General features: G+C 69.4%; 18 protein-coding genes. 7 read left to right on the forward strand and 11 right to left on the reverse strand.

The genetic code is table 11. From position 1 onward, the window contains the following. The first annotated feature begins 14 nt into the window (after positions 1–14). Genes BKA15_RS05565 through BKA15_RS05580 form a run of 4 tightly spaced genes read left to right on the forward strand, consistent with a single transcriptional unit; the run spans position 15 to position 3,941 of the window. Positions 15–590: an MptD family putative ECF transporter S component gene (locus tag BKA15_RS05565; protein WP_218871084.1), complete on the forward strand. Its 576-nt coding sequence runs from the start codon at positions 15–17 to the stop codon at positions 588–590. After that, complete coding sequence (locus BKA15_RS05570) at positions 587–1,282, forward strand: energy-coupling factor transporter transmembrane component T (protein ID WP_218871085.1); 696 nt, start codon at positions 587–589, stop codon at positions 1,280–1,282. The genes BKA15_RS05565 and BKA15_RS05570 overlap by 4 nt, the downstream gene beginning before the upstream one ends. After that, a complete protein-coding gene (locus BKA15_RS05575; RefSeq protein WP_179748813.1) occupies positions 1,279–2,709 on the forward strand; it encodes an ABC transporter ATP-binding protein in 1,431 nt (476 codons plus the stop codon). The genes BKA15_RS05570 and BKA15_RS05575 overlap by 4 nt, the downstream gene beginning before the upstream one ends. After that, a complete protein-coding gene (locus BKA15_RS05580) occupies positions 2,697–3,941 on the forward strand; it encodes an MFS transporter (protein ID WP_179748815.1) in 1,245 nt (414 codons plus the stop codon). Before BKA15_RS05575 ends, BKA15_RS05580 begins: the two co-directional genes overlap by 13 nt. A gap of 300 nt (positions 3,942–4,241) precedes the next feature. Here the strand turns inward: BKA15_RS05580 and BKA15_RS05585 are convergent, their stop codons facing one another. From BKA15_RS05585 to BKA15_RS05595, 3 genes are read right to left on the reverse strand one after another with little or no spacing between them, the layout of a single operon-like run. Further along, positions 4,242–8,390 carry a heparinase II/III domain-containing protein gene (locus tag BKA15_RS05585; protein WP_179748817.1) on the reverse strand — a complete coding sequence of 1,383 codons (4,149 nt, stop codon included), beginning with the start codon at positions 8,388–8,390 and terminating at the stop codon, positions 4,242–4,244. Between the two features lie 59 nt (positions 8,391–8,449). Continuing rightward, positions 8,450–10,741: an NHL repeat-containing protein gene (locus BKA15_RS05590; RefSeq protein ID WP_179748819.1), complete on the reverse strand. Its 2,292-nt coding sequence runs from the start codon at positions 10,739–10,741 to the stop codon at positions 8,450–8,452. Positions 10,742–10,755: 14 nt separating this feature from the next. Then, positions 10,756–13,962 carry a heparinase II/III domain-containing protein gene (locus tag BKA15_RS05595; protein WP_179748821.1) on the reverse strand — a complete coding sequence of 1,069 codons (3,207 nt, stop codon included), beginning with the start codon at positions 13,960–13,962 and terminating at the stop codon, positions 10,756–10,758. A gap of 146 nt (positions 13,963–14,108) precedes the next feature. Between BKA15_RS05595 and BKA15_RS05600 the strand changes: the two genes are divergently transcribed. Then, positions 14,109–15,494 carry a hypothetical protein gene (locus BKA15_RS05600; RefSeq protein ID WP_179748823.1) on the forward strand — a complete coding sequence of 462 codons (1,386 nt, stop codon included), beginning with the start codon at positions 14,109–14,111 and terminating at the stop codon, positions 15,492–15,494. Positions 15,495–15,588: 94 nt separating this feature from the next. After that, positions 15,589–17,388, forward strand: a complete 1,800-nt coding sequence (locus tag BKA15_RS05605; RefSeq protein ID WP_218871086.1) for a polysaccharide deacetylase family protein — start codon at positions 15,589–15,591, stop codon at positions 17,386–17,388. A 30-nt stretch (positions 17,389–17,418) separates the two neighbouring features. On the opposite strand, the gene BKA15_RS05610 is transcribed toward BKA15_RS05605, so the two are convergent. The 5 genes from BKA15_RS05610 to BKA15_RS35320 form a co-directional block, all read right to left on the reverse strand. After that, the gene (locus BKA15_RS05610) at positions 17,419–17,973 is read right to left on the reverse strand and encodes a dihydrofolate reductase family protein (RefSeq protein WP_179748825.1); all 555 of its coding nucleotides are present in this window, start codon (positions 17,971–17,973) and stop codon (positions 17,419–17,421) included. A gap of 138 nt (positions 17,974–18,111) precedes the next feature. Then, positions 18,112–18,690 carry a dihydrofolate reductase family protein gene (locus tag BKA15_RS05615; protein WP_179748827.1) on the reverse strand — a complete coding sequence of 193 codons (579 nt, stop codon included), beginning with the start codon at positions 18,688–18,690 and terminating at the stop codon, positions 18,112–18,114. A gap of 57 nt (positions 18,691–18,747) precedes the next feature. Beyond that, entirely contained in the window at positions 18,748–19,443 is a 696-nt protein-coding gene (locus BKA15_RS05620; protein WP_246322632.1) for a helix-turn-helix domain-containing protein, read from the reverse strand. A gap of 2 nt (positions 19,444–19,445) precedes the next feature. Next, positions 19,446–20,693, reverse strand: a complete 1,248-nt coding sequence (locus tag BKA15_RS05625) for a VOC family protein (RefSeq protein WP_179748831.1) — start codon at positions 20,691–20,693, stop codon at positions 19,446–19,448. A gap of 69 nt (positions 20,694–20,762) precedes the next feature. Further along, positions 20,763–21,059 (reverse strand): HNH endonuclease signature motif containing protein, encoded by a 297-nt coding sequence (locus BKA15_RS35320; RefSeq protein ID WP_246322269.1) that lies wholly within the window; start codon positions 21,057–21,059, stop codon positions 20,763–20,765. Positions 21,060–21,249: 190 nt separating this feature from the next. Between BKA15_RS35320 and BKA15_RS35325 the strand changes: the two genes are divergently transcribed. Further along, the gene (locus BKA15_RS35325; protein WP_246322270.1) at positions 21,250–21,447 is read left to right on the forward strand and encodes a hypothetical protein; all 198 of its coding nucleotides are present in this window, start codon (positions 21,250–21,252) and stop codon (positions 21,445–21,447) included. A 575-nt stretch (positions 21,448–22,022) separates the two neighbouring features. Here BKA15_RS35325 and BKA15_RS05635 read toward each other — a convergent pair. The 3 genes from BKA15_RS05635 to BKA15_RS05645 form a co-directional block, all read right to left on the reverse strand. Then, entirely contained in the window at positions 22,023–22,676 is a 654-nt protein-coding gene (locus tag BKA15_RS05635; RefSeq protein WP_179748835.1) for a response regulator transcription factor, read from the reverse strand. Further along, on the reverse strand, positions 22,667–24,397 hold the full coding sequence (locus BKA15_RS05640; RefSeq protein ID WP_179748837.1) for a sensor histidine kinase: 1,731 nt from the start codon (positions 24,395–24,397) through the stop codon (positions 22,667–22,669). Before BKA15_RS05640 ends, BKA15_RS05635 begins: the two co-directional genes overlap by 10 nt. A gap of 149 nt (positions 24,398–24,546) precedes the next feature. Beyond that, positions 24,547–25,776, reverse strand: coding sequence for a serine hydrolase domain-containing protein (locus BKA15_RS05645; protein ID WP_179748839.1), 1,230 nt, complete (start codon positions 25,774–25,776; stop codon positions 24,547–24,549). Between the last annotated feature and the right edge of the window lie 170 nt (positions 25,777–25,946).

Raw genomic sequence — 25,946 nt, forward strand, 5'->3', positions numbered from 1 at the left:
GGTTCAGCCTCCGGATGAGCCCGAGGGACTTGATCAACATCGGGATCTTCGGCGCGCTCTACCTGGTGGTCGTGTATGCGATCAACATGCTCGGCTTCGTCAACCCCACCGTGATGCTGGTCGCGCTGGCGGCCAGCATCGTGGCCGGCGGCATCCCGTTCCTGCTGTTCCTGACCCGGGTCCGGCACGCCGGCATGATCATGATCTTCGCCGTCGTGACGGCCGGGATCCTCATGTTCGGTGGCCATCCGCCGGTCAGCTTCGTGATCACGCTCCTGTGCGCGCTCGGCGCCGAGGTCGTCGTCGCGGCCGGTCGCTACCGGTCCCGCCGCGCCGGGGTGCTGGCGTACGCGATCTATTCGGCCTGGTACGTCGGGCCGCTGATGCCGCTGTTCTACGCCCGGGACGACTACTTCGCGAGCCCGGCGATGCAGGGCATGGGCCAGGAGTACGTCCGCCAACTGGAGGCGCTGCTGTCGCCCGGCATGCTGATCGCGTTCGACGTGTCGACCGTGATCTTCGGCCTGCTCGGCGGGCTGCTCGGCCTGCGGCTGCTCCGCAAGCACTTCGAGAAGGCCGGCCTGGCGTGAATCGCGGGTTCCTGGATCCGCGGACGAAGCTGGCCCTGGTGCTGGCCACCAGCCTCACCGTGATGGCGCCCGGCGGTCTGATCTTCGTCCCGGCCGCCCTGCTGCTCGGCGTCGCGCTGGCCGCCACCGAGCGGGCCTGGCGTCGGCTGATCATCCTGCCGGCCGCGGCGCTGGGCCTGGCCGGCGTCGCCTACCTGCTGCCGCCGGTGGCGCCCCACCCCGCGATCGGGGCGCTCGGCGTCGCGGCCGCGTACTTCCTGCGGTTCGTCGCCGTCGGCGGCGTCGCCGCCCACCTGATCGCCAGCACGCCGCCGGCGGAACTGACCGCGGCGCTGCGGGCGGTCCGGGTGCCGCGGGTCGTCACGGTCCCGACCGCGGTGATGCTGCGCTTTGTCCCGGTGATCACGGCGGAGGCGGCGGCCGTCCACGACGCCATGCGGCTGCGCGGCATCGGCGGCTGGGCCGGGCTGGTCCGGCACCCGGTGCGCAGCATCGAACGGTTCACCGTGCCGGTGATCGCGGCGAGTCTCCGGGTCGGCGAGGACCTGTCCGCGGCCGCCCTGCTGCGCGGGCTCGGCTCTCGGCACCGGCCCACGTCGATGCGCCCGCCACGGTTCGGCCCGGCCGACCTGCTCCTCCTGATCTTGGTCGCCGGTGCTGTCTCGGCCACCCTGCTCTGGGCCCGACCATGATCGACATCCGCGACGTGCACTGGCGCTATGCCGCCGCGACCGAGCCGGCCCTGCGCGGGTTCAACCTGACCGTCGAGCCGGGCGAGGTGGTCCTGCTCTGCGGCGCCAGCGGCTCCGGCAAGAGCACCGCTCTGCGGCTGCTGAACGGGCTGATCCCGCACTTCCACGACGGCGACCTGCAGGGCACGGTCCGGGTCGCCGGGCTGCCCGTGCCGGACACCCCGCTGGAGGAGCTGGGCCGGCGGACCGGTTCGGTGCTGCAGCATCCGCGGCGGCAGTTCTTCACCGGTGCGGTCGGTCCCGAACTCGCGTTCGCCCTCGAGAACCTGGGCACCGACCCGTCGGTGATCCGGCGTCAGGTGGAGCTCACCGCCGCCGACTTCGGGCTGCTGCCGCTGCTGGAGCGGCCGCTGGCAGCGCTGTCCGGCGGCGAGCAGCAGCGGGTGGCCTGCGCCGCCGCGGTCACCCACCGGCCGGTGCTGGTCCTCTTCGACGAACCGACGTCGAACCTGTCCACCGACGCCATTGATCATTTCGTGGCGGGGGTGCGCCGGCTTCGCGCTGCCGGTGCCGCGGTGGTGATCGCCGAGCATCGGCTGCACCCGTTGCGGGACGTCGTGGACCGGGTCGTCGTGCTCCGGGACGGCCGGGTCGAGACCGGCTGGACGGCGGCCGAATTCCGTCGCCTGGACGATGCGACCCTCGCGTCGGCCGGCCTGCGCGGAGATCTCGCGCCGGTCACGGGGCCGCGGCCGGCTCCCCCGGAGCATGATCACGGGCTCCGGCTCGAGGACGTACGGTGCGCCGAACGCGGCCGGCCGACGCTGACGCTGGACCGGGCCTTCTTCCCGGCCGGCGCGGTGACCGCGGTGCGCGGACCGAACGGGGCCGGCAAGACCACACTGGCCCGGGTGATCACCGGCCTGCAGCGGCACCGCGGTGTGGTCCGGCTGAACGGGCAGCCGCTCGGTCCGGCCCGCCGGCAGCGCTCCAGCGCGCTGGTGATGCAGGACGTCCAGCGGCAACTGTTCACCGACCGGGTGACCGCCGAACTGACCCTGGGCGGTTCCGCGGTCGACGACGAGCGGGTGACCGCACTGCTCGCCGATCTTGATCTTCTGGTGGTACGGGATCGGCACCCGCTCGCGCTCTCCGGCGGCCAGCAGCAGCGGGTCGCGATCGCCGCGGCCCGACTGTCCGGCAAGCCGATCGTGATCTTCGACGAACCGAGCTCGGGCGTGGACCGGCGGCACCTGGCCTCGATCACCCGGGTGATCCGCGAGCTGGCCGACGAGGGCGCTGTGGTCGTGGTGATCAGTCACGACGAGGCGCTGCTCGCCCCGGTCGCCGATCATGCCCTCGAGCTCGTACCGCCGAACGGCAGCGGATCACACGAAACAGAACGGAATCAGGCATGGGCACGCTGAACACCACGACGGCCGCCACGGCACAGCAACAGGTGCCGTTGGTGCTGGCGACGGTCTTCGTCGCCTACCTCGGCCAGTTCACGCTGAACCCGATCATCGCGCCGCTGGCCCGCGAGGTCGGGCTGGCCGAGTGGCAGATCGGCGTGACCATCGGCGCCGCGGCGCTGATGCTGGTCGGCACCAGCCAGTTCTGGGGCCGCCGATCCCAGTCCTGGGGCCGCAAGCCGGTGCTCACCGGAGCGCTGGCGCTCGGCACCGTGACCATGATCATGTTCACCCTGGTGGCGATCCTCGGCATGCGCGGCATGATCGCCGGGACCTGGCTGTTCGTCCTGTTCGTGCTGCTCCGCGGTCTGGGCTTCGGGGTCGCCATCTCGGCCGTACCGCCCACGGCCCAGGCCTACATCGCCGACGTCACCGAACCGGGAAAGCAGCGAGTCGCGTGGCTGTCCGGACTCGGCGCGGCGCAAGGGATCGCGATGGTCGGCGGTGCCGCGCTCGGCGGCGGTCTGTCGGCCTTCGGCCTGGCCACGGCCTTGATCGCGGTGCCGGTGGTGCTGTCGATCGGGCTGCTGTTGGTGATCATCAAGCTGCGCCGCGAGCCGGCGACGACCTTGATCGAGAAGCCGGTCCGGCCGCGGGTAAGCGACGGCCGGATCTGGCCGTATCTGGTGGCCGGATTCGGTCTCTACACGGCGCTCGGCTTCATCCAGGTGGCCACCGGTTTCATCGTCATCGACCGGTTCGGCCTCGATCCGCAGGCCGCCGGCCCGCTCACCGGCGGAGCCCTGATCGCCGCCGGCGTCGGGGTGATCGTGGCGCAGTCGGTGATCGTCCCGCGGACCGGCTGGCGACCCGGGATCCTGCTCCGGGTCGGCTCGGCCGCCGCTCTCGCCGGCTATCTGATCATGATCCCGGACGCCGGCCCGGTGGTCCTGATCGCGTCGATGCTGATCATCGGCCTCGGCCTCGGGATCGCCGGGCCCGGCTATCTGGCCGGGCCGACGATGGCGATGCGGCGTGAGGAGCAGGGCGGCCTGGCCGGCCTGCTCTCCGCGAACCTCGGGCTCACCTTCGTCATCGCCCCGTTGGCCGGCACCACCCTGTACGGGCTCCAACCCGCATTGCCGATCATCGCCTCCGCGGTGATCATGGCCGCCGTCACGGTCTTCGTCGCCGTCCATCCCCGATTCCGACGCACCGACACAGATCCGTGTCGCGATCTCTCTTGAACTCGAGCGGTTCAACCTTGGAATCGCGTCGAGCGCTCCACCTGCAGTGATTTCGCGCCACGACCCTTGCGCCAGCTTCGATCGTCAACGCCATGGAAGAAGCAAGGGAGCCAGTGGGAGGGATCGTAGGTCCGTCGTCGAGAACAAGCTAGCGCGCAGCCCCAGTCCACCGACCTCACTTCACGACGTCCTGGCCGCCACCGATGAGGACGCCGTCGCCTTGGAGGTCCGCCGCGATCGAACACTCGGAGACGTTCCGGACCTCGCAACACCGCCTCCCGAGCCCGAACACGAGGATCCCTAAGCCCGATAGGACGCCTGGTTCTCGATCCGGAAGGTGGTGTCGCCGGTCCACCGGGTGAACGGCAGGAACTGCAGCTCCGTGCTGCCGTCGTCGTTGAACGTGAAGCCTGGGTCGATCCCGTCGATCTCCAACTCCTGCCCGGCGACCGCCTTGATCGGATACCCGTGCGTCTTGCCGTCCGGATGGGTCACCACCAGCGTCTTGCCGATCATGGTCTCCGGTACGGCGACGTCGGTGACGAAGCCGTTCTTGGCGTCGCCGTCCGGCCGGCGCAGCACGCCGGTGATCTTGCCGGTGATCGGACCGTCGCCGGCGACCTGCGCGCTGCCGTGGCTGAGCGCCGTGCCGCCGACCAAGATCAACCGGGTGACCGTGCCGGCGACGATCCGGACCAGGCCGAGCTTGCCGGTCAGGGTCGCGCCGCCGGCCGTCATCGCCGTCTCCGGGTCGGCCGAACTGAGCACCAGGTCGGTCACGTCGCCGTAGCTGATCTTGACCGCGATCGAGCCGTCCGCGGCCTGGTCCGGAACGATCCGCTCGATCCGCTCGACCCGGGTCGCCTTGCCCGGACCGTGCGGTTCGATCATGGTGACGAACTGGCTGCGCAGGTTGCTGCCGTCCTTGCGCAGCACCGCGGTCGGCAGCCAGTACTTGACCGCCTCGTTGTTGGTGTCCTTGCTGGTGCCGCTGGTCCGGGTGGCCCGCAGCGACGGTGACTCGCCGAGGAACAGCTCGGCCGCGCCGTCACCGGATAGCCCCAGGATCCTTGCCCCGGCAAGATTCTGGCCCTTCGCGTCGATCGTGTTCAGGCGGAGCCCGTAGGCGCCGTCGGCCACCTCGCCGCGCTTCACCTTCCGGACGTAGATGTAGCCGTAGTAATGGCCCTCCGCGTCGCCCGGGTCGAGCTCGGTGGTCGGCTCCCGTACCTGCACGCCCTCCGGCAGCAGGTACGGCCCGTAGTCGGCGAGCTCGCCGTCGGCGGCGAAGGTCGCGTCGCGGTTGGCGTCGCCGTGCAGCGCGTACTCGTGCCGATCACCGCCGGTGACCCGGAACAGGTCGAGCAGATAACCTTCGTTGTTCGCTGCGCCGTCGAAGCCGATCTGCCACACCTCGCGGACGTACTCGGAGGTCTCCGGGTAGGCGTCCGGTTCGGCGACTCGCATCACCTCGACCAGCTCGTCGGTGTGCTCGAAGATCTCGACGTTGCCGCCGTGCTGGGCCGCGCCGGACGCGATCATGTTCTTGCTGTTCACGACCACCGTGTTGTGGGCCAGCGTCGACAACGTCCACTGCCGATAGAACGTATGCGTGTAGCCGATGTCGGGCAGCAACTCCTGGCCCTCCGCGAACACGGCGAGACTGAGCGGATCGTAGTGATGGTGGCCGTACTTCGGCGAGTGCACCAGGTAGGCCTGGGCCGGGTTTCCGGTCGGCTCGCCGGCCGCGTCGCGTTCGGCCTGCGCCGCCTCGTCGAGCAGCGCGAACTGTACGACGCCGAGCTTGAAGTTCGTCGACGCGTCGTTCTTGCCGACCCCGAAGAACGTGATCACGTGTCGTCCGGCGGTCAGTGGCACGGACCCGACGGTCTCGAACTTCGCCACCCCGCCGGTGCCGTAGAACTCGACCTCGCCCACCGCGGTCTCGTCGATCGACACCCGGTAGCGACCGTACGTGCCGGCCCGGAACGGCTGCAGATCAAGATCGAAGGTGCCCGCCGTCGGTGTCTCGAAGGCGAAGCTGATCGACTGGCCGACCGTGGTCGCCTCCAGCTGGACCGTGCCGCTGTCGGGATAGTTCGTGTGCGGTACGGACTGGGCGGTGATCTCCAGTTCCGGGAAGGCGAAGATCACCCCGAAGTAGTCGGACGGATCGACCGTCCGGCCGCGGGCCAGCCGGGTCACGCCGCCGGCCGGCATCAGGAACGACCCGGCGTCGTGCTGCGGCCGGCCGGCGGTGGCCGAGGCCCAGGTGTCGTTCATCGGGAACAGCTTGCTGTCGGGGTAGCAGAGCCGGTTCGACACCTCGATCGCGTTGGCCAGCACGGGGACTTCCGCGCCGAGATCAAGATCATCGAATCGCTCGCCGGACCGTGGCGAGGCATAGCCGGCGGGGTCGGTCCAGCCGGCCAGCTCGTCGATCACCCGGACCAGGCCGTTGGTGGCCTGGTTGTGGTACGAGAGCGTGTTCTCCTTGTAGTAGCCGTCGAACAGGTACGTGCTCCGGCCGTACTCCCGCGCCCATTCCACGGTCTCGTGGATGTAGCTCGGATCGGTGAACGCTTTGCCCATCGCGATCAGGCCGACCGCGTTCGTGTAGTCCATGTTGTGGTACAAGATCACGTAGCTGCGGTAGAACTCGACCGACGGCAGCAGCATCTCGTTCTTGATCTTGGCCGCGACGTCCTCGCCGACCTCGTCGCCGAGCACGTCGAACGCGTTCGTCCCGGCGACGATTGCGTACGCGGTGGGCAGGTTGCGGAACGTGTTCAGTTCGCTGGCCGACCAGCGGCTCCAGGTGCCGCCCCAGTAGTAGTTGACCGGCAGCGAAGCCGGCTCGGTCGGTCGGGTGAACCACGGGTACTCGTTGGTCGGCACCCAGCCCGGGTACACCTGGGCGAACCGGTGCATCACCCGGGCGGCGCCGAGCGGGTCGGTCTTGGCCAGGTCCGGCAGCCGGTTCAGGACGTACTCGCGACGGCGGAACCACAGGTGCGCGGTCAGGAAGAACCGCCGCTTCGTGCCCGGATCCTCGTAGTAGCGGTACTCCTGCTGCTGGCCGAGCCGGTTGGTGACCGTGATCGACTTGTCCTCCGGATAGTCCGGATGGTTCGGGTAGCGCTCGTCGGTGTAGTTGGACTGCAGCACGTCCGGATCGTTCGGATCGAACGTGTAGAGGTTGTTCGGGTGCAGCTGCGGCTGGTCCGGGATGCCGACGAAGATGAAACCGTTGCGGTCGGAGATCCAGCTGATCAACCGTTCCACCTCGGCCGACGCCGGGGCCCGCTTGATCGTGGTCGGCCTGCCGGTGCGACCGGGCAGGGTGATCGCGGAGTCGCCGGCCCGGATCAGCGCGACCCGGTCGAACGTCAGCACCGCCAGCCCGTCCGGCTGGCGCCGGTCGCCTCGCTCGATGATGATCTTGAGCTGGTACTGCCCCTTGCGGACCGGGCCCGGGTGGCCGAACCGGATCGTCAGCTGCCGGCTCTCCCGCTCCGGCCGCGGATCGGTGACGGGCTGCCAGCCGGCGCCGGGCGAACGCCATTCCAGCCGGACCTGGTCCTTCGGCCCGATCCCGTCAGAAGCGAAGGCGATCACCTTCTCGGTGAAGCTCGCGTACGTCAGCTTGGCGTTCTTGATCGGGTACGGCTCCGGCGGCGCCGGCCGGTCCGCGGCGGGCGGCGCGCCGAGGAACACGCTGCCGAGTCGATCATGCTGGGTCACCTCGGCCCGCACCGGCGCGGAGCTGCCGCCCTGGTAGGAGTTGGTGGCCGTCCGGAGCGGCGTCCAGGAGCTCAGCGGCCGCGTCATCATCGCGTGCTGCAAGATCACGTTGATCCGCCACTCCGCACCCGAGTCGGCTCGGGCCCCGCCGAGCGCGCTGAACGGCACCGCGACCTCCGCGGTGATCCCGCCCTCGACCGTTCCGGTCGCGACGTCCGCTCCGGTGACGTTGGTCAGGCCGGGACCCCAGTCGTTGCGGTACGCGATGTCCGGCTCGTGCACGGTCACCGGGAGCCGGAAGCCGTCCGTACCGGTGTTGATCAAGATCTCGATCCCGGCCAGCGAACCGGCGCCGTCGGGATCCGTGTAACGCACCGCGAGGTAGAGCGACGCATCGTCGTAGGCGATCTTGACCTCGGCCTCGCCGTCGATCGCCTCCAGGAAGTACGGCGTGACGAAGCCGGTCATCGTGGCCGCATCGGACCAGATCGGGTCGTCCAGCCGGCCGTCGATCGCCGGCGCCGCCTTGCTCCGGGTCGCCACCGTCCAGCGATCGGTGGCGAACGCGACCGCACCCTTCGGCAGGTCTCCCCCGCCGAGGCCGGGATCCACCCGTTCGTCGGCCCAGGCCCGCTCGGTCGCCCCGACCAGCCCCGGGACCAGGGACGCGGCCAGTGCCGTGATGAGAAACCGTCGTCGTTCCATGTCACTTCTCCCCTATGAGCCGTGCAGAGCTGATGCCGCCTGAGCTGATCGCCCGGTGATCATGACCGTCCGGCGGCCGCGACCAGGGCGTCGGCCTCCGCGTCGGTGATCACTCGGGCCTTGGTCAACTGCTCCGCGACGTCGGCCACGTGGGCCACGAACCGGCCGTGGGTCGGCCAGTCCCGGTCGTCCCGGATCAGGTCGTTCACGGTGCAGCCGTCGTCGGTGTAGCGGTTCCCGACCCCGCTGTCCACCGCGCGAGTGAACACAGTCGGGCGAAGATCGGAATCCGGGCAGGCGTCCGCCGGTGGGCGGTAGCGGAGCAGTCGGTTCATGTTCGTCCCGGAACCGGTGTGCAGCAGGTAGAGATCACCGCGCGGATCCACGGTCAGCCGACGGGTGCCGCCCTGTCTGATGATCGTCGCCTTCTTGGAGATCGGGTCGATCCGGAACAGCCGGGCTGCCGAGTGACCGTAGACGTACTCCCCGCCGACGATCACCAGGTCGCCGTCGGTCTCGCCGGCGTTGCCGTCGAAGATCTTCGTCGTCGACAGCACCTCGTGCGTCTTCGGGTCCAGCACGAACAGGGTTCCGTCGGCCAGCCCCCACAGATTGCCGTCGGGGCCGACCAGCAGCGCGTTGATGCTGTACGCGCCGGGCACCGGAGCGAACTCGCCGGTCTTCTCGCCGGTCACCGGATCCGCGGTGAACAGCTTGGCCTCGGTCGCGATCGGGTCCGTTCCGCCGCCGCCCGCGATGCTGGTGCCGCCGTAGAGAACGCCGTCCAGCAAGGCGATCGAGGACACGGTCTGATTCTCGACGATGTGCCGGTGCACCGTGTAGTCGCCGGTAGCAAGATCGACAACGGTCAGCGCGCCGCCGTGCTCGCCGTAGTCCGGCGTGGTGCCGGCGTAGAGCCTGCCGTCCGCGGCGGCCATCGCGGTCGGCCGGTTCTGCAGATGATCTCCGGCGAGACTGACCAGGGTCCGCGGGTTCCCGCTGCCCCAGGGCAGCGCGGGATCGTACTCGCGCAGGCTCCCGGTCGGGTAGGTGCCGATGTAGAGCTTTCCTTCGTACCAGGTCCAGCCCTCCACCTGGCCGAGCCGCGGGAACTGCTCCAGCTTCTCGGTCGCGGGATCGTAGACGCCGAGATCACCGTTGATGTACGCGCTCGTGTAGACCTTGCCGTCGCCGTCCGGCCCGGCGTGGAGCTGGGAGAGGTCGACCGGCACCGGCTGGAACGGCAGGCTGTACTTCTCCAGCGTCTGGGCCTGCGGATCGAGCGTGAACGCCCGGCCGCCGTAATTGCCGGCGAGCCCGTACAGGACCTGGCGGGACGGGTCCTCCGTCGACGGGAGCCAACTGAAGCCGATCCCGGCGCCGTCGACCGCGGCAGGGGCGCCGTCGATCATGATCGGCCGGGTGGTGCTGGTCTGGAGGTCGTAGACCCAGAGACTGCCGGCCGCCGCGGTGTAGTAGACCGAGCGGCCGTCCGGCGCCAGCGGCGCGGTCCCGCGGGAGGCGATCGGCACCCGGTCGGCGGTCTGCCCGTTCGACTCGTCGGTGATCGGGACCAGTTCACCGGTGACCGGGTCCATCACCGCGAGCTTGATGTCCGGCCCGTTGTGGACCTTGATCAACAGTCGGCCGCCCGCGTAGTCCAGGTCGTAGACGAACGCGTAGCCGGCCAGGCTGTCCGGCAGCATGTCGGTCCGCTCGCCGGTGGCCAGGTCGATCCGGACCAGGCCGGCCCGCGCCCCGATCCCGGCGAACAGATAGCCGTGATCATGGTCGTAGGCGACCGAGCGGACGTAGTTCTGCTGCGGATCCATCCGGCCGAAGTCGGTGACCCCCTCGGTCGGCGAGTACGCGAACAGATGAGCGTTCGGGTACGTGCCGCCGTAGATCGTGCCGTCCGGGCCGGGGACCAGGTGGTAGAGCAGCCCTTCGCCCGGGATCGGCTGGCCGAGGTCGGTCATCCGGTCGGCCACCGGTTCGTACCGGTAGAGCCGGCCGTTGTTGTAGCTGCCGATGTAGACGCTGCCGTCGCTCGCCGTCGTCGCGCCCCAGCCGCCGGACGCGCCGGGCAGCGCGATCGTCTTGATCAGCTCCCGGCTGCGCACGTCGATGATGTTGAGCTTGGTGTTGTCCCCGGCGACCACCGCGTAGACGCAGTCGGAACCGCCGGGGCACTTCGCGTAGGTGCCCTCCATCACGGTCAGCGACGTCACCGTCGGACCGAGATCGGTGAACGTCCCGGCCGGCGGCTCCGCCACCGCCGGGGTGGTGCCGTTCAGCGTGATCACCAGCATCGCCGCGACCAGCGTCGCGAACAGGCCCCGAAATCGCATCGCTGCTCCTCGCTTCAGTCGGACCAGGTCCGGAGTTGCGGAATCCTCGCCTTGCGCCCAACCGCCACGTCGTAACGGAATCCGGCGTCCGGGTCGGTGTCCTTGACGTAGCCGCGGACGAACGTGGTGTCGGTGGTGATCTTGAGCGTGCTGTCCTTCGCCTCGGCGGCGGTGATCGCGTAGACCGCGTTGCGTTCGCCGTCGTCCTCGGCGTAGACGTACCGGCCGACCAGGTCCTCCGGCTTGATGTCGTAGTCCTCCCACGGCCGGTCCAGCGTGATCGTCAGGACGTTCTCGTTGACCAGGTCCCGGGTGAAGTCGGCCACCGCGCCGGTGATCGGACCGGCCGTGATCTCGAGTGTCCGCGCGCCCCGACCGTTGACCTTGGCGGCCACCACGTCCGACCCGGACGCGCGGACCACCTTGTCGCCCTCGAACCTGATCACCGCGAGCCGGCCCTGGACCTCGACCCGGCCGTCCATGACGAGGGCGATCTCGGGCCGGACGTTGTGCACGACGTAGTCGACCCTGCCGTCGGCGAGCGTGATCTTGACCGCCGCCGCGTCGTCGGGGTCCAGCGGCCCGCGGGCCACGATCCGGACCGGCTCGATCTTGCTGATCTTGCGCTGCCCCAGGTAGGGCTCGAGGACCGAGACGAACTGGGTGGTCAGGGCCTCGGTCGACCGCCGCCGGGCCAGCAGGTAACGCAGCGATTCCGGATTGCCCGGCTTGTTCTGCGGCGGGATACCGTCGGCGAAGGCGACCTCGTCGACCTTGGTCAGCATGGTCAGCCGCAGGTGGCTGTCCGGGTCCTGCTCGTGCACGTTCCAGGTGTCCGGCACCTTCCAATCGACCGAGAACGCGCCGGCCACGTCGGTGTCGCGCTCCACGTTGACCAGATAGTCGAAGCCGTTGGCGTCCGGCCGCGGGTTGCCCAGCGGGTTCGGCGCCGGCACGTCCGGGCCGGCGTAGTTGCCGCGCTCCTGCGCCACCAGCTCCAGCCCGGTCGTGGTCACCGCGGGCGCCACGGCATGGAACGAGAACAGATGATCCTTGCCGCCGCGGACCCGGAACACGTCGACCAGGTAGGAATCGGCCTCGTCGACGTCGACCATGATCACGCTGCGCCGGTAGCGCGATGTCTGCGGGTACGGCTTCGGCGCCTCGACGTCCACGTACCGGACGCCGCTCTCGCCGCCGGTGTCGCCGAAGTCGATCGGCCGGCCGACCAACTGGGTCGCCTGCGGTTTCGCGTCGACCACGACCGTGTTGCCGGCCACCGTGGTCGACTCCCATTCCCGGCGCAGTGCCTTCCCGTCGGCGTAGGACGGGTAGCCGAGCGGCGAGGCGAGGTCGAGGCCGAAGCCGTACAGGTCGATCGCGAGCGTGTTGCGGTGGCCGTGGCCGAACGAGATGCCGTGATAGAGCCAGGCGCCCCGTTGATCATCGCCGGAACCGGTGCGCAGGGCGGCGAAGCCGTGGCCGGTCTGGTGATCACTGGGCAGGTCGAGCTCGCCGTGTTCGGCGATGATGTCGCGGATCCGCTGCTGCAGACCGTCCACGTCCGTCGCGAACACGTCGGTGTAGAGATTGTCCGCCGAGTTGCCGTTGTACCGGTAGGCCAGTTGCGCGTCGACCTTGCGGCCGTACTTGGCGAAGGCCCACAGGTACTCGGAGGTACCGCCGAGCGCACCCGGCTGACCGGTGGTGCCGCTGTCACCGTAGGCCGGTGTGTAGTTGTTGATCATGGTCAGGGTGCCGCGGGTGGTCACCATCGCCTCGTACTTGGGATTGGCGTAGATGTCCGCGGCCGGATAGGTGTCGTAGCCGTCCAGGATGTCGGCGATCGTCTTGATGTGGCCGATGCCGAGCCGGTTGTAGCCCGGCGCGCCCTCGTTCAGCCAGCCGTCCCGGTCCAGCACGTTGATCAACTGCGGGCCGACGTTGCCGCCGGTGCAGCGGTACGGGTTGGTCAGGATCCCGCCGGCGGCGAAGACGAAGTCCAGCCATTCCTTGGCCGCGGCCGGCTCGTCGAGCACCACCGCCGCCAGCGACAGCGTGCTCTGGTGCATGCCGAAGTTGCCGAAGATCTTGGTGGTCTTCACGGCCGGGTAGATCTGGCGCAGGATGCCGTTCTCGAGGTTCAGCCGGATGTCGGCCGTGGTCGCCTTCGGGTTCAGCCCGTACTGCTGGGACTTCGCGGACAGGAACTCGATCACTCCAGCCTGGTCGGCGTCGGCGATGGCCGGATAGAACGCGTCGTAGGCGGCGACCATGTTGCGGGCCAGGCCGGTCTCCCAGATGCCGCCGATCACCTTGCCGGTGCCGCGCAGCCCGTCGGAGTGGAAATAGCCGTCCGCGCGCTTGTACGGCGCCGTGTCCATCGACGGGTAGGCGTCGGCCACCCGGTCGAGCAAGATCAGACCGGCGTGGGCGTACTTCTGATCACCGGTGTAGAGGAAGCTGTCCCGGAGCGCCGCCAGGCCCTGGCCGAGCATCGAATAGCCGGTGCCGGCCAGCGCCGAGTACCAGCAGAACCAGTGGTTGTAGTACGCGATGAAGGTCCACTTGTCGCCGTTGTCGTCGATCCAGCCGAAGCCGTCGTCGACACCCCAGTCCGGCCCGCGGTCCGGGTAGAGTTCGTTGACCAGGAACTGCGGATCGGCCAACTCCCGGTTGAAGTTCCCATGATCATCGAGTCCGCTGGCGTAGTAGGAGGCGAAGTCGTTGGTCGGGAAGACGTAGTCGCTGGACGGGTCGACCAGCTTCCACGGGCGGGCGATCGGGTCGGCCCGGTACGGGTACGCGCCGTACTCGTAGACGTCGGTGCCGGTGATCGGCGAGCCGAGATCCTGGTTCACCGCATAGCTGCGCGGCACGCCCTGCGTGGAGACCGTACCCCACAGTTGATCATCGGTGAGCGCGACCAGCTTGTCCGCCAGCGGCTTCACCGCCGCAGCAAGATCACGAGCCCAGGGATAGGCGGCGATGTTCGCCCGCGCCGCCGCGATCTTCTCCGGCGTGTAGTACGTGGCCCGCGTCTTCACGGGCGCGTCGGCCAGCACCGGCTCGGCGGCCGCCGGCAATGCACCGACGCCACCGGCGGCAGCCCCGGCGCCGACCAGTCCGGCCAGGCCGGCGGCCTGCAGGAACTGCCTCCGGGTCCGCGGCGGCACGCCGGCGGGGGCCCCGAAGGGTGTGTGAGATGAGTGATCAGCCATGCCTGTCTCCTCCGTCGGGCGGCGATCTATAGTCCCCGACTTTCGCACGAATCGACTATTAACGACAAGACTCAAATCACACTTTTTTGCGTCCGATTTGGACGAGTTACGGCACTTCTGGCAATTTCGGCTATAGAGTTCGCGCTATGGCTGTCCATAATTCCGACGCAACGCGCGAGGAAGTCACCATCGGGCTGGTGGGCGCGGACGAGTTCGTCCAGAAAGCCGCGGAGCTCGCCCGCAGCAGCAGCTACCCCGGCCTCCGGCTGGTGCCTGCCGTCTACCGGCGCGAGGACCAGGCTGCCGAGGCGGCGAGCAAGATCACGGACCGGGTCGATGCGATCCTGTTCGCCGGCCCGCTGCCGTACGACATCGCCATGAAGGCCGGCGATCTCACCGTGCCGGCGACCTACGTCCCGACCGGCGGGCCGGCGCTGCACAGCACCCTGGTCCGCGGCATCCGGTCCGGCGTGATCGATCCGCAGCGGGTCAGCATCGACTCGATGGGCGAGCGGGACGTGCTGGACAGCTACGCCGAGATCGAGATCGACCCGAAGGACGTGCACTACGTCCGCTACGACGAGTCGATCACGCCCGAGGGGTATCTGAAGTTCCATCTCGACCTCTTCCGGGCCGGCAAGACCAGCGGGGCGATCTCGACCATCCCGACCGTGATGGCCGGGCTTGCGGCCGAGAACGTACCGGCGCTGAAGATGTCGCCGTCGCCGCTGACTCTGCGGCAGGCCCTGAACACGGCGGTGCTGACCGCCAGCGGGGCGAAGTTCTCGGAGTCGCGGATCGCCATCGTGCTGGTGCAGCTGGCCGACTCGGCGCTGCCGCCGCGGACCAGCCCGGCCCAGTACTGGTACCAGGATCTCCGGCTCACGCTGCACCGCGAACTGCTGCACGACGCGCGCCGGATGGACGCCATCGTGCTGCCCCATGATCAGCGCAGCTACATGGTGATCACGACGCTCGGCATGCTCCGGCCGGTCACCGATGATCTTGCCGTGGCACCGTTCCTGGCCCGGGCCAGTGCGTCCCTGAACGTCGATCTCGAGGTCGGGATCGGGCTCGGCCGGTCCACCGTCGAGGCGGAGAACAACGCGTACCGGGCGGTCAGCAAGGCCTCGGCCGAGGGGTCCCGGCAGGCGTACCTGATCGGGCCGGACGAGCTCACCCTGCGATTGCCGGCCAGCCCCGACGGGGACACCGACCCGACACCGCCACGGCCGACCGAGTCGAAGGACCAGGCGCTGCTGCGGACGTTGGTGGACAAGCTCGGCGAGGAGGAGTCCGAGTCGCTGGTGATCGACGCCGAGCGGGTGGCCCAGCTGTTGCAGGTGACCCTGCGCACCGCGCGCCGGACGCTGCAGGGCCTGGTCCGGGCCGGACTCGCCTGGCCGATGCCGCCGTCGCGGTCCCGGAAGGTCGGGCGTCCGCCGATGCAGTATCAGCTGCTGGGCGAGCGACTGGAGGGCTCGGCGCCGACCAACAACGTCCCTAAATCGGATAATAACGCGCCCAAATAGTAGTTAGTGCTTGCCTCTAAAGTGCCGGATCGGGCAGAGTAGAGCCGTTGGTCCGGCCAGGACGCCGGACGGTTCTCACCCAGGAGGTCCTTCGGTGTCTCGCTCCCAGTCCCCCGTCCAGCTGCCCGCAGCCAGGCTCGGCGTCGTGATCGACGAGCAGGCGACCCGGGCGGCCCACGCGGCGGGCGACGACGCCTGGTGGCTGTACGCGACCGAGGTGCTCGGTCATGCCGGTCTTGATCATGCTCGGCTCGGCTCGGTGCCCACCCAGCTGGACGACCTGGACGTGTTGATCATCGCGTCGCCGCAGCGGGTGGCCGCGGAATCGGTCCGGGCGCTGGAGGGCTGGGTCGCCGGGGGCGGGACCTTGATCATCACCGCGGTCGTGCCGGAGCTGGACGGGCTCGCCGGCGTGGTGGTCGGCCCGGCCCGGGTCGAGGACACCGTCACGCTGGCCGACGATCCGTCCTGGACGACGCGGCCGGAGCTGCCACTGCGCGGGATCGGCGGCCGGGCGCTGGAACCCGCCGACGGCGCGGAGGTGCTGGCCGGCTGGTCCGACGGTGCCGCCGCTGTGGTACGGAAGCGGCACGGGGACGGCACCGTGATCAGCTACGGCGTGGACCTGTGGCGGACGATCGTCACCATCCAGCAGGGCTACCCGGTGACGGGCGACGGCAAGCCCGCGCCGGACGGGACCGCGCCGATCGACGACGGAATCCTCAAGTGCGAGGACGGCATGGCGCTCGACTACGGCGACCGGGTGCTGCCGCCCGGCGAACCCGAGGTGGCGGCCGACTTCACGCACAGCTATCCGCCGCCGAGCGCCGTACCGATCTTCTCGGCGGCCCAGGCCGACCAGTGGTGGATCACGCTGCTGCAACAGATCTGGGCCGCTCATGATCATCGGCGGCAGGCCTCGGCCTGGCTGCACTACTGGCCGGCCGGGGTGCCCGCCGTCGCGCACATGTCCCACGACGCCGACGGGAACGTCGAGGAGGACGGCCTGGCCGCGCTGGAGGCGTTCGCCGAGGCGGAGGTCGCGGTGACCTGGTGCCAGGTGTTCCCCGGCGGCTACTCCCCCGAGCTGTACGCCAGGATCAGCGAGGCCGGGCACGAGCAGGCCCTGCACTACAACGCGATGGGCGACGCCGACCTGGCCAGCTGGGGCTGGCCGCAGTTCCGGGCGCAGCACGCCTGGGCGCAGGCCGTGACCGGCACCGACGCCATCGTGTCGAACAAGAACCACTACACCCGGTGGGAGGGTTGGACCGAGTTCTACACCTGGTGCGAGCGGGTCGGGATCAAGATCGACGAGTCCCGCGGGCCGAGCAAGCAGGGCACCGTCGGGTTCCCGTTCGGCACCGCGCACCTGTCCTTCCCGATCGGCGACCTGTCGGTGCACAACCGCCCGATGGACGTGCTCAATCTGCCCCTGCACACGCAGGATCTCGCCTGGGCCGGCCACCTCGCCTGCCGCGACGTGATCTTGGACGGCGCGGAGGCCGTCCACGGTGTCGCCCACTTCCTGTTCCACGGCCCGCACCTGCGCGGCAAACCGGCGACGCGGGCCGCGTGCCCCGAGGTGGCCCGGCTGGCCCGCGAGCGCGGCATGGAGTGGTGGACCGCCGGCCGGCTGAGCGAGTGGGAACGAGCCCGCCGCGGCGTCCGGGTGACGATCACCGAGGACGCGGACGGCTGGCTGGTCTCCGTGGAGGCCGAGCAGCCGATCTCCCGGGCCGGCCTGGTCCTGCAACTGCCCGGTGTCGATCAAGCCCCGACCGTGGCGGGCGAGGGAGCGAAGGTGTCCGAGGTGATCCGGCACGGCCGTCGCTTCCACGAGCTCGCGGTCGACCTGCCGGCCGGGTCGAGCAGCTGGCGGCTCACCCGGTGATCATTCGGTCCAGGTGATCATTCGGCGTGATCAGCTTGCCGGCAGCCGATAGGTGAGGATCACGATGCCGCTGTCGAGCGTGTTCGTCTTCGCCAGCTCGAACCGGCCGGAACTGCCCTGGCGATAGATCACGTCATCCGCGCTGCCTGTGCCGAGGAAGAACGGATGAACCCACAGGCGCAGCTCGTCGAGCAGGCCCTCCGCCATCAGTTCGTGGGCCAGCTGTCCGAAGCCGTACTGGGCGATGTCCTGGCCCGGCTGCTCCTTCAGCTCACGGATCCGTCCGATCGGATCGCTGGAGATCACGGTGGTGTTGTTCCACTCCGGCTTCTCGAGCGTGGTGGAGACGACGAACTTCTCGGCCGCGTTCATCCGGTCGCTGAGCGGATCGCCGGAGAGGGTGGTCCAGACCGGGACGAAGATGTCGTAGGTGTGGCGACCCATCAGAACGGCGTCGCAATGCTCCAGCACCTCCCACTGGGCCTTGCCTCCGTCGTCGCTGAAGCTGCCCAGCGACGGCCAGTGCTGTGGTTCCTGGATCACGCCGTCCAGGGTGATGTAGGTCGAATTGATGATTCGGCGCATCGGCTCGCTCTCTCGTCCTGTCGTTGATCATGCGGCGATCGACCGCACCGCGGGACTGTAACGACCGGCTTCCTCACGGGTCTTGTACCGAACCGCCAATCACGGATCGAGGCGAGGGGGCACCGAGCGGCCGGCGGATCAACCGCTGACCGGCCGGTACGTCAGCGCGACGACCCCGTTCTCGAACGTCAGCGAGTTGATCAACTCCAGCCGCTGTTGATCATCGAGGAGCTCGTACCAGGTCGCACCGGGCGAGTGGACCGGGTTGACGAAGAACCGATACTCGTCGACCAGCCCGAGCCGGACCAGGGTCTGGGCCAGCCGTGCGCCGCCGGACAGGTGGATGTCGGCGCCGGGCCGGGACTTGAGGTCCTCGACGAAGGCGGCCAGGTCGTCGTCCTGGCGTACCAGCACGACCTCGGCGTTGTGCCAGTCCAGCACGAGGTTCTCGTCGGACGTGATCACGTGCTTCCGGTACGTGTGCATCTTCTCCGCCATGGCCAGGTGCGTCTCCCCCGCACCCTGCTGGCCACGTTGGCCAGGCCAGAACCCGATCATCTCGGCGGCCGTCACCCGGCCGACCAGGATCGTGTCGAACGCCGCGTAGCCGCGATCGATCTCCCGGTAGTGATCATCGCTGATCTCGCTGGTCCAGGCGTCCGGGTCGTCCAGCCGTCCGTTGACGGTGGTCATCATCGCGAGCACGAGCTTGCGCATCTCAGGTCCTCCAGGTGTTTCGGTGATCTTGTCCAGGAGGCTAGGCGTGGCGGCTGCTCAGGTCTTGTACAGAAGGGACAGCTGTCCGGCCGTACCGTCGCGGAGGGCGCCGGCGGGGTGGCCGAGGAACCGGGTCAGGGACCGGGACAGGTGAGGTTGGTCGTAATAGCCGAGGTCGTACGCGACGTCCGCGATCACCTGGCCGGCGCGGATCCGCACCGCCGCCGCCCGGGCCCGCTCGATCTGCCGAACGGTCGCCGCGGTGAGCCCGGTCGTGGCCAGGAAATGGCGCCGGACCGTGCGGATCGAGGCGGCCGGCGGCTCGCCCCGTAGGGCGTTGATCACCAGTGGATCGCTGAGCAGCCGTTCGGTCTTGATCAGCCGCCGGACCAGGTCCTCCGCGTCGTCGTACGCGGGCACGGGCAGGGTCACATCGCCGATCCGTACCGAATGCTTGGAGGCCGAAAACGCGGCCGCATCGCCGACGATCCGGTCGGTCGCCGGCTGGGCGAGCCGCATCCCGAGCGCCAGTCTGATCCCGACGAACTCCGTCTCGGGCGGCACCGGCGCCGTCGACGCGCGCGCCTCCGGGCCCTGCGCGGCCACCCGCCACTCGCGCCCGACGCGCCAGGCCACCAGCGTCCAGTGCGCCGACGCGACCGAGGTCATCGACTCCTCGTGATCACTGTGACTGCGCCAGACCCGTTCGATGGCAGGAGAATCGGACGCGCGGTGCTCGAAGTGGATCGCCATGATCAACCGGCGACCAGTTCCAACTCGTTGCCCTCCGGGTCGGCGATCCGCCACTGTGCGGGCGCGTCCGTGTCATCGATGATCACGCCGCCGCTGGCGAGGGCCGCGTCGAGGCGGGCCTGGGTCCGGTCTTGCGGTACGGCGAGTCGAAGCCGGATCCGGTTGCGCTGCGCCCGCCGGGCCTCGTCCTCACCCTCCAACTGCTGGAACCAGACCACCGGGCCTCGCCGTCTCGGATCGACGATGTCGGTGACGAAGCTCCTGGGATCGACGCGGTATTCCAGTGCGGCGAGCCAGAACCGTTGCACGGCGGGAATGTCTGCCGCATCGATCGCCACCTGAAGATGCCGGAGTCCCGTCTGCTCGGCCACCAGGCCGAGGGCTCGGGCCGCGGCCTGGACCGCGGCGGCGGCCTCACGAAACCCGGCGTCCAGACCGAAGTTCTCGTCCTCCTGCTGGTCCTTCCCGGAGTCGATGATCACGGAACCTGGCCGGACATCGATGATCAGCGGCCGGCCCGGCCCGTCGGCGATGGCCGCCACGGCGGCGGCCAGCTCGGCCGCCTGGGCCGGTGAGCGAGTCACGTAGCGAACCATCGCCCCCATCAGCTGCCGCCAGTCCGCCAGCTCGGCCGTGTCGTCGAGGCGCGCGGGTGACCGGAACGGAATGCAGGCCTCGTTCCCGTCCGCGTCCGCCGAGATCGCCTCCCGGACCAGGTGGCCGCCGGCCCGTTCCAGCTCCGTGAGCCGGTCCGGTCCGAACGGTCGGCCAGCGTCAACGTCGAGGTGGATCCGGTTCCGCAGCGGCCGGTGTCCCTCGGTCCGGGCGAACCGCAGCACAGGATCGCGATGCAGCGGGTCCACAAGATCAACGCCCTCGGTTCCGTAGCCGCCGACGAGCCGCCAGAACCCGGTCACCGCAGCCGGTTCCGGCGACTCGAACCCGATGCCGATCCGCTGCACCCCGGCCGGTTCGGGGCAGAGGGCCGCCCGGCGGGCCAGTTCGGAGATCGTTGCCGCAAGCTTCGGGTCGGGGCCGGAACCACCGTACGGGATCCGTACCCGAATGCCGGTCGCACGAAGATCGAACTCCGGCTCCGGGCCGGGCCACTCGAGCTGCGCGAACCCGCTGATCAATTCGGCGCCGGCGGTGTGGGACCGGGCGCTGAACCAGCATTCCGCGGCACCGTCGAGCAGGGACCACCCGTCCCCACCGCCGGCGGCGGCGAGGTCCGCTCCGACCTGATTCATGCCGACGAGCATGCCAGAGGACCGAAGGGCAGGGAACCGGTTGCAGGTATCCGATGCCCGCAGTGCGAGTCAGGTGAGCAGGGGGTGTTGTCGGATCCTGGCCAGGATCCGGTTGTTGATCAACGGTTTCTGGTCACGATCAAGGTACTTGGGTGGGATCCATTCGGGGAGGCCGTCGGTGTTGATCCTGACCTGCCAGCCGCGGTCGAGGAAGTTGCGGTGGTGGTGGAGGCAGAGCAGGGTGAGGTTGCCGAGGATCGTGAGACCGCCGTCTTTCCAGCGGATGACGTGGTGGCGCTCGCACCAGGTGGGAGCACGGTCGCAGCCGGGGCAGGAGCAGCCGCCGTCTCGGGCGACGAGCGCCATCGTCTGGTGTTTTGCTGGCGATCCGGCGGGTGCGGCCGAGATCGAGCGGGACGCCGTGACGGGTGAGGGCGATGGGATAGATCTCGGACTCCTCGGCCAGCCGCAGAATCTCGGAGATTGTGAGGTTGGTGCCGTCGGCCGCGGTGCCGGTTCCGCGCCGGGCCCGGCGGTAGCTCGGCGTCTCGGGGTGATGATCTTGACAGCCGGCCGGGCCGGTGGTGACACGCACGGCGTGAACCTGTTCGGTGTCGTCGGCCGGACCGGGGTCGGTGCGCCGGTCGGGCTGCGGTTGCCAGGTGCCGCGGGCGCCTGGGCAGAGGCGTTCGATGAGGTCGTCGGCGTCGGTGGTGATCAACACGGTGGCGGGAATGCCGCCGGTTTCAGGTAGGTCGCCGGCGCGCAGGATCCGGGCGAACACCTCGTCGACCGCGTCGTGCAGACGTTGATCATGGCTGCGCAGATCGACCGCCCCCCACACCAGCAGCGTCGAGTCGCCGTCATGATCAGATTCTATTCGAACAATTGTTCGTACACAAGGTGAGAGCCCTTAGATTTAAGGGAGTTCGCCCGACAGACCCGATCACGACCCTCGCTTCGGTCGCCGCTGTTGCGACACGACGTGACGGGCGGTCTGACCACGTCGGCGCCATCGATCACCGCAGCGCGTCGCCGACGCTCGGAGCCCGGCGAAACCTGGAACCGACCCTCGTCCCCGATCCGCGGACGACAGACCCGAGCACACGAGCACGCCACGGAACCGGCCAGCTGTCGATCCGGTGGCGCCCGCTGGGCACGGATACCTGCGCGGCAGCGAGGAGTCGGCTACCCGGACGGACCCTCGCCCACCCTCGTCCAAGATCGCGTTCCCGGCCTATCCCTCAGCGGCCCGTCCGCGGCTGACCGCGATGATCGCCGCCCGTGCGTTCGCACCGAGCGTCCCGCGGCCGACCTCGACGCAGTTCGTCAGCGCACCTGGCGGTCCAGATACTTCAGCACCGCCAGCACCCGGCGATGATCATCGGGCGATGGCGGGAGGCCGAGAGTGTCGAAGATCGCCGAGATGTTACGCGCGACCGCATGGTCGGTCACCACCAGCTTCGCCGCGATCCGTGAGTTGCTCATCCCCTCGGCCATCAGCGCCAACGTCTCGCGACGGCGCGGGCTCAGCCGATCGATCTCGTTGTCCGGGCGCGACCGTTTCATCATCGTGTCGACGACAGTGGAGTCGATCACGGTGCCGCCGTCGAGCACCTCCTGCACGGCCTGCAGGAACGGGTCGACATCGATCAGCCGTTGCTTGAGGAGATACCCGACACCCCGGGCCCCGGCCGTCAGCAGTTCGGTTGCGCCGGCGCTGTCGACGTGCTGGGACAGGACGAGGACGGCGAGGTCGGGCATCGACGCGCGCAGCGACAGCGCTGCCTCGATGCCGTCCCTGGCGTTCCCGGGCGGCATCCGGATGTCAGTGATCACCAGTCGCGGCCGCAGCATGAGCGTGTGCGCCACCAGCTCGGTCGCCGTCGACGCGGTGGCGACGACGTCGTACCCCTCATCGGTCAGCAGCCTGGACAGACCCTCGCGAAGCAGGCCTTCGTCCTCGCCGATGATCAACCGCATGGCACCTCCGCCCGCACGGAACTGCCCGCTCCCGCCACGGAGGTGACGTCCAGCGTCCCGCCCACGGTCGCGACGCGGTCCGCGATCCCGCGCAGCCCGGTGCCGCCCGCCGGGTCGGCGCCGCCGCTGCCGTCGTCGACGATGGTCACCGTCAGACGTTCGGGCCCGTAGTCGTTGATCTTGTCGATGATCACCTCGGCCGTGGACGCGGCAGCATGCTTGGCCACGTTGGTCAGCGACTCCGAGACCAGGAAGTACAGGGTCGACTCCAGGTCGGCCGCCAGCCGCTCGGGTTGGTGCCGCACCGTGACCCGGGTCGGTACCGGCATCCGCTCGGCCAGCAGCTCGACGGCCGGCACTAGGCCGCGATCGAGGAGCGGGGCCGGCATGATGCCGGCGATCAGATCGCGGAACTCGGTCAGCACACCGGTCACGTTGTCGGCGATCTCCGCCGCCGCATCGATGACGTGCGGATCTCGCGAGGTCCGGCTCAACCGCCGCGCGTTCATGCCGAGGACGACCAGATGCTGCTGGGCACCGTCGTGCAGATCGCGGGCGACCCGCCGCCGTTCGGCGTCCTCGGCCCGGAGCAGCCGGCGGCGCGAATTCTGCAGCTCCGTCTCCCTGACCCGCAGGTCGGCGACCAGGGCACGCTGCTCGGCCACCAGGCGTTGTTGATCAATCGCCATCGCCACGATCCCGGCCATGACCTCCAGCAGCGATTCATCGGCGATCAAGCCGTGCCGATAGTAGATTCCGCCGACGATGCGTTCGTCGTAGCGGACCGGATGGAGCCGCCGGGCGGGGTCGGTCTCGACGTCGATCTCCCGGCCGGCTGCGTCGACGAAGGTCTGCTCGCCGATCCGCGCGAACACGACGACGGCACCCGCATCGCCGAGGGCGTCCGCGACCGCGGCGGTCAGTTGTGCCGTGGAGGGAGCGGCGGCACCGATCCGCGCAACCATCTCGTCGACTTCGCCGGCCCGGCCGAACGAGCCGAACAACAGGCCGATCAGAAACACCAGCGGTAGCCCGAGAATGGCCGCCAGCTGCAGCTGCGGGGTGATCAGCATCAACTCGGGTCCGACCGGGAGCCGGACGATCACCGCCGCGGCGCCGATGATCAACAGGGAGGCGATCCGATACCACACCACCGGCCCGAGCAGTCGCCGCTCGACCCGGTCGGAGCGCATCGCCCGCTGCCCGATCAGCAGCGCGGCCAGGAGAAGCGACGAAACCCCGATCACCGTCTGGGCCGCCATGGTGGCCGCGAGCCACGGCTGGGCCGCGACCGAATTCGTCACCGCCAGTGGACCGTCGCCGATCAGGTAGATGGGGATCTGCAGGACGAGCGAGGTGACGTAGCCGATCACGACGAGCGAGCCGGCCAGCCTGCCGCGCACCCGCCCCGAAGGAAACGCCAGGACCAGGTGCAGGGTCATCGCCAGCGGCAGGGCACTGGCGATCGTGCCCACCGCCGCCAGCAGCGGTACGGGAGCGAGGCTGAGCTCGGCCAACCACATGGAGAGGCCGGTCAGCAACATCAGCGGACCGATCCGGTTGTGCGGACGACGTCGCCAGGCGATCAGGCCGGCCGCGAGAAACAGGGCCGAGCCGCCGACCTGCAGCACCACCGACAACGGCTCGGCACCCGGTGCCGTGAACGAGAACGACGCACCGATCACCAGCAGGGCGATCGTCAGGGCCGCGATCATGATCATCACCGGGTCGCCCCGATGCCGCTGCCTCGCGCGCGGGAAGGCGCGGACCGGGGCCTGAAGGAGCTTCGCGATCCGCCGTCGAGGAGCCCGGTCAGGTGGCATGTCTCGTCCATCATCAGCGGGCAACTGACGGCAGTCAAGCGATCACCTCAGCTCGAGTACAGCGCCTCGATCACGGAACGGGCCAGCATCGTCGCCGGAGCCTGGCCGGCCGGCGTCGGCTCCAGCGAGGTCCAGATCACGACCGTGATCTTGCGTTCCGGATCGTGGCCGACGAACGTGTTGTACCCGGGCAACTCGCCGGTGTGGCCGTAGAGCGACCCGAACCGAGCCAGGCCGAGGCCGTACCCGGGTCCCTCGGGATCCTTCGGATCAACGGGCTCGACGCTGTCCAGCCGCTGCCGCTGCAGCTTGTAGCCGAGCAGGGTCCCGTCGGTCAGGGCCACCGCGTACGCCGCCAGGTCCGCGGCCGTGGAGATGCCCGCACCGGCACTCCAGGCCCAGGACGGGTTGACGTCGGTGACATCCATCGGAGCCACCGTCCCCGCCTTCGCCGCCGCCTGCACCGCCTCCGGCAGCACCGGCGACTTCATGGTCTGGACGTTGGTGCCGTACGTGTAGCCCCGAGCATGATCATCCGGGAGCGCGGCGTCGGTGACCGCCGGGAAGGAGGAGTCCGTCATCCCCACCCGGTCCAGGACGCGTTCCTGGATCGCCTCGGCCAACGGCTTCCCGGTCAGTTGCTCGGCGATCACACCGAGCAGCACCGTGTTGGTGTTGGAGTACTCCCAGCCCCGGCCCGGTCCGAAACTCACCGGCTCGGCATACCCGAGCGCCAGCAGCTCGTTGGGCTTCCAGGCGCGGTCCGGGGTCTCGTCCATAGCCACGTTGTGTTCCAGGGAGTGGGTGTAGTTGTACAGCCCGCTGCGCATCGTCAGCAGTTGCTCGATCGTGATCTTGGTGCCGTTGGGCACGTCCGGCCGGTACTGCGACACCGGGTCGGACAACGCGAGCCTGCCCTCCTCGACGAGTTGCAAGATCACCGTGCCGGTCCAGGTCTTGGTGACGCTGCCGATCCGGATGTGATCGGTCGGCTGCACAGGATCGGTGCCGCGGTAGCGCCGGGTGCCGATGGTGGTCGTCCAGTCACCCAGGTCGGGCGACCTGACCATCACCACTGCGCCGGTGACCAGCATCTCCTGGGCCAGGTGTTCCAGCCGAGGCTTCAGCGCGGTGGCGTAGTCCGGCGCGGCCGCCGAGGCACGGGTCGAGGTTTCATGATCGGAAGGGACCGATGCGGGTGAGCCGCAGGCTGCCACGGTCAGGACGACCGTTCCGATGGCCGCGCCGAGCCTTGATCGGCGTCGTTCCGTTCTCATGCTTCCCGCCCCTCGCCGTTGATCACGCAGCGGGATCAGGTCGTCGCTGCTCCCCCGGTCGCGTCAGAACCGACATCAGCCCCCGTGAAGCCCCCCGCCTCACTGATGCCGGCTCCGAGCGCCTGAGCGACGGCTCGCCGGTTCGCGCTACCTGTCGCTGAGCCAACTCT

Origin of the sequence: Microlunatus parietis, from assembly GCF_013407955.1 — a bacterium.
GTDB classification, from domain to species: Bacteria; Actinomycetota; Actinomycetes; order Propionibacteriales; family Propionibacteriaceae; genus Microlunatus; species Microlunatus parietis.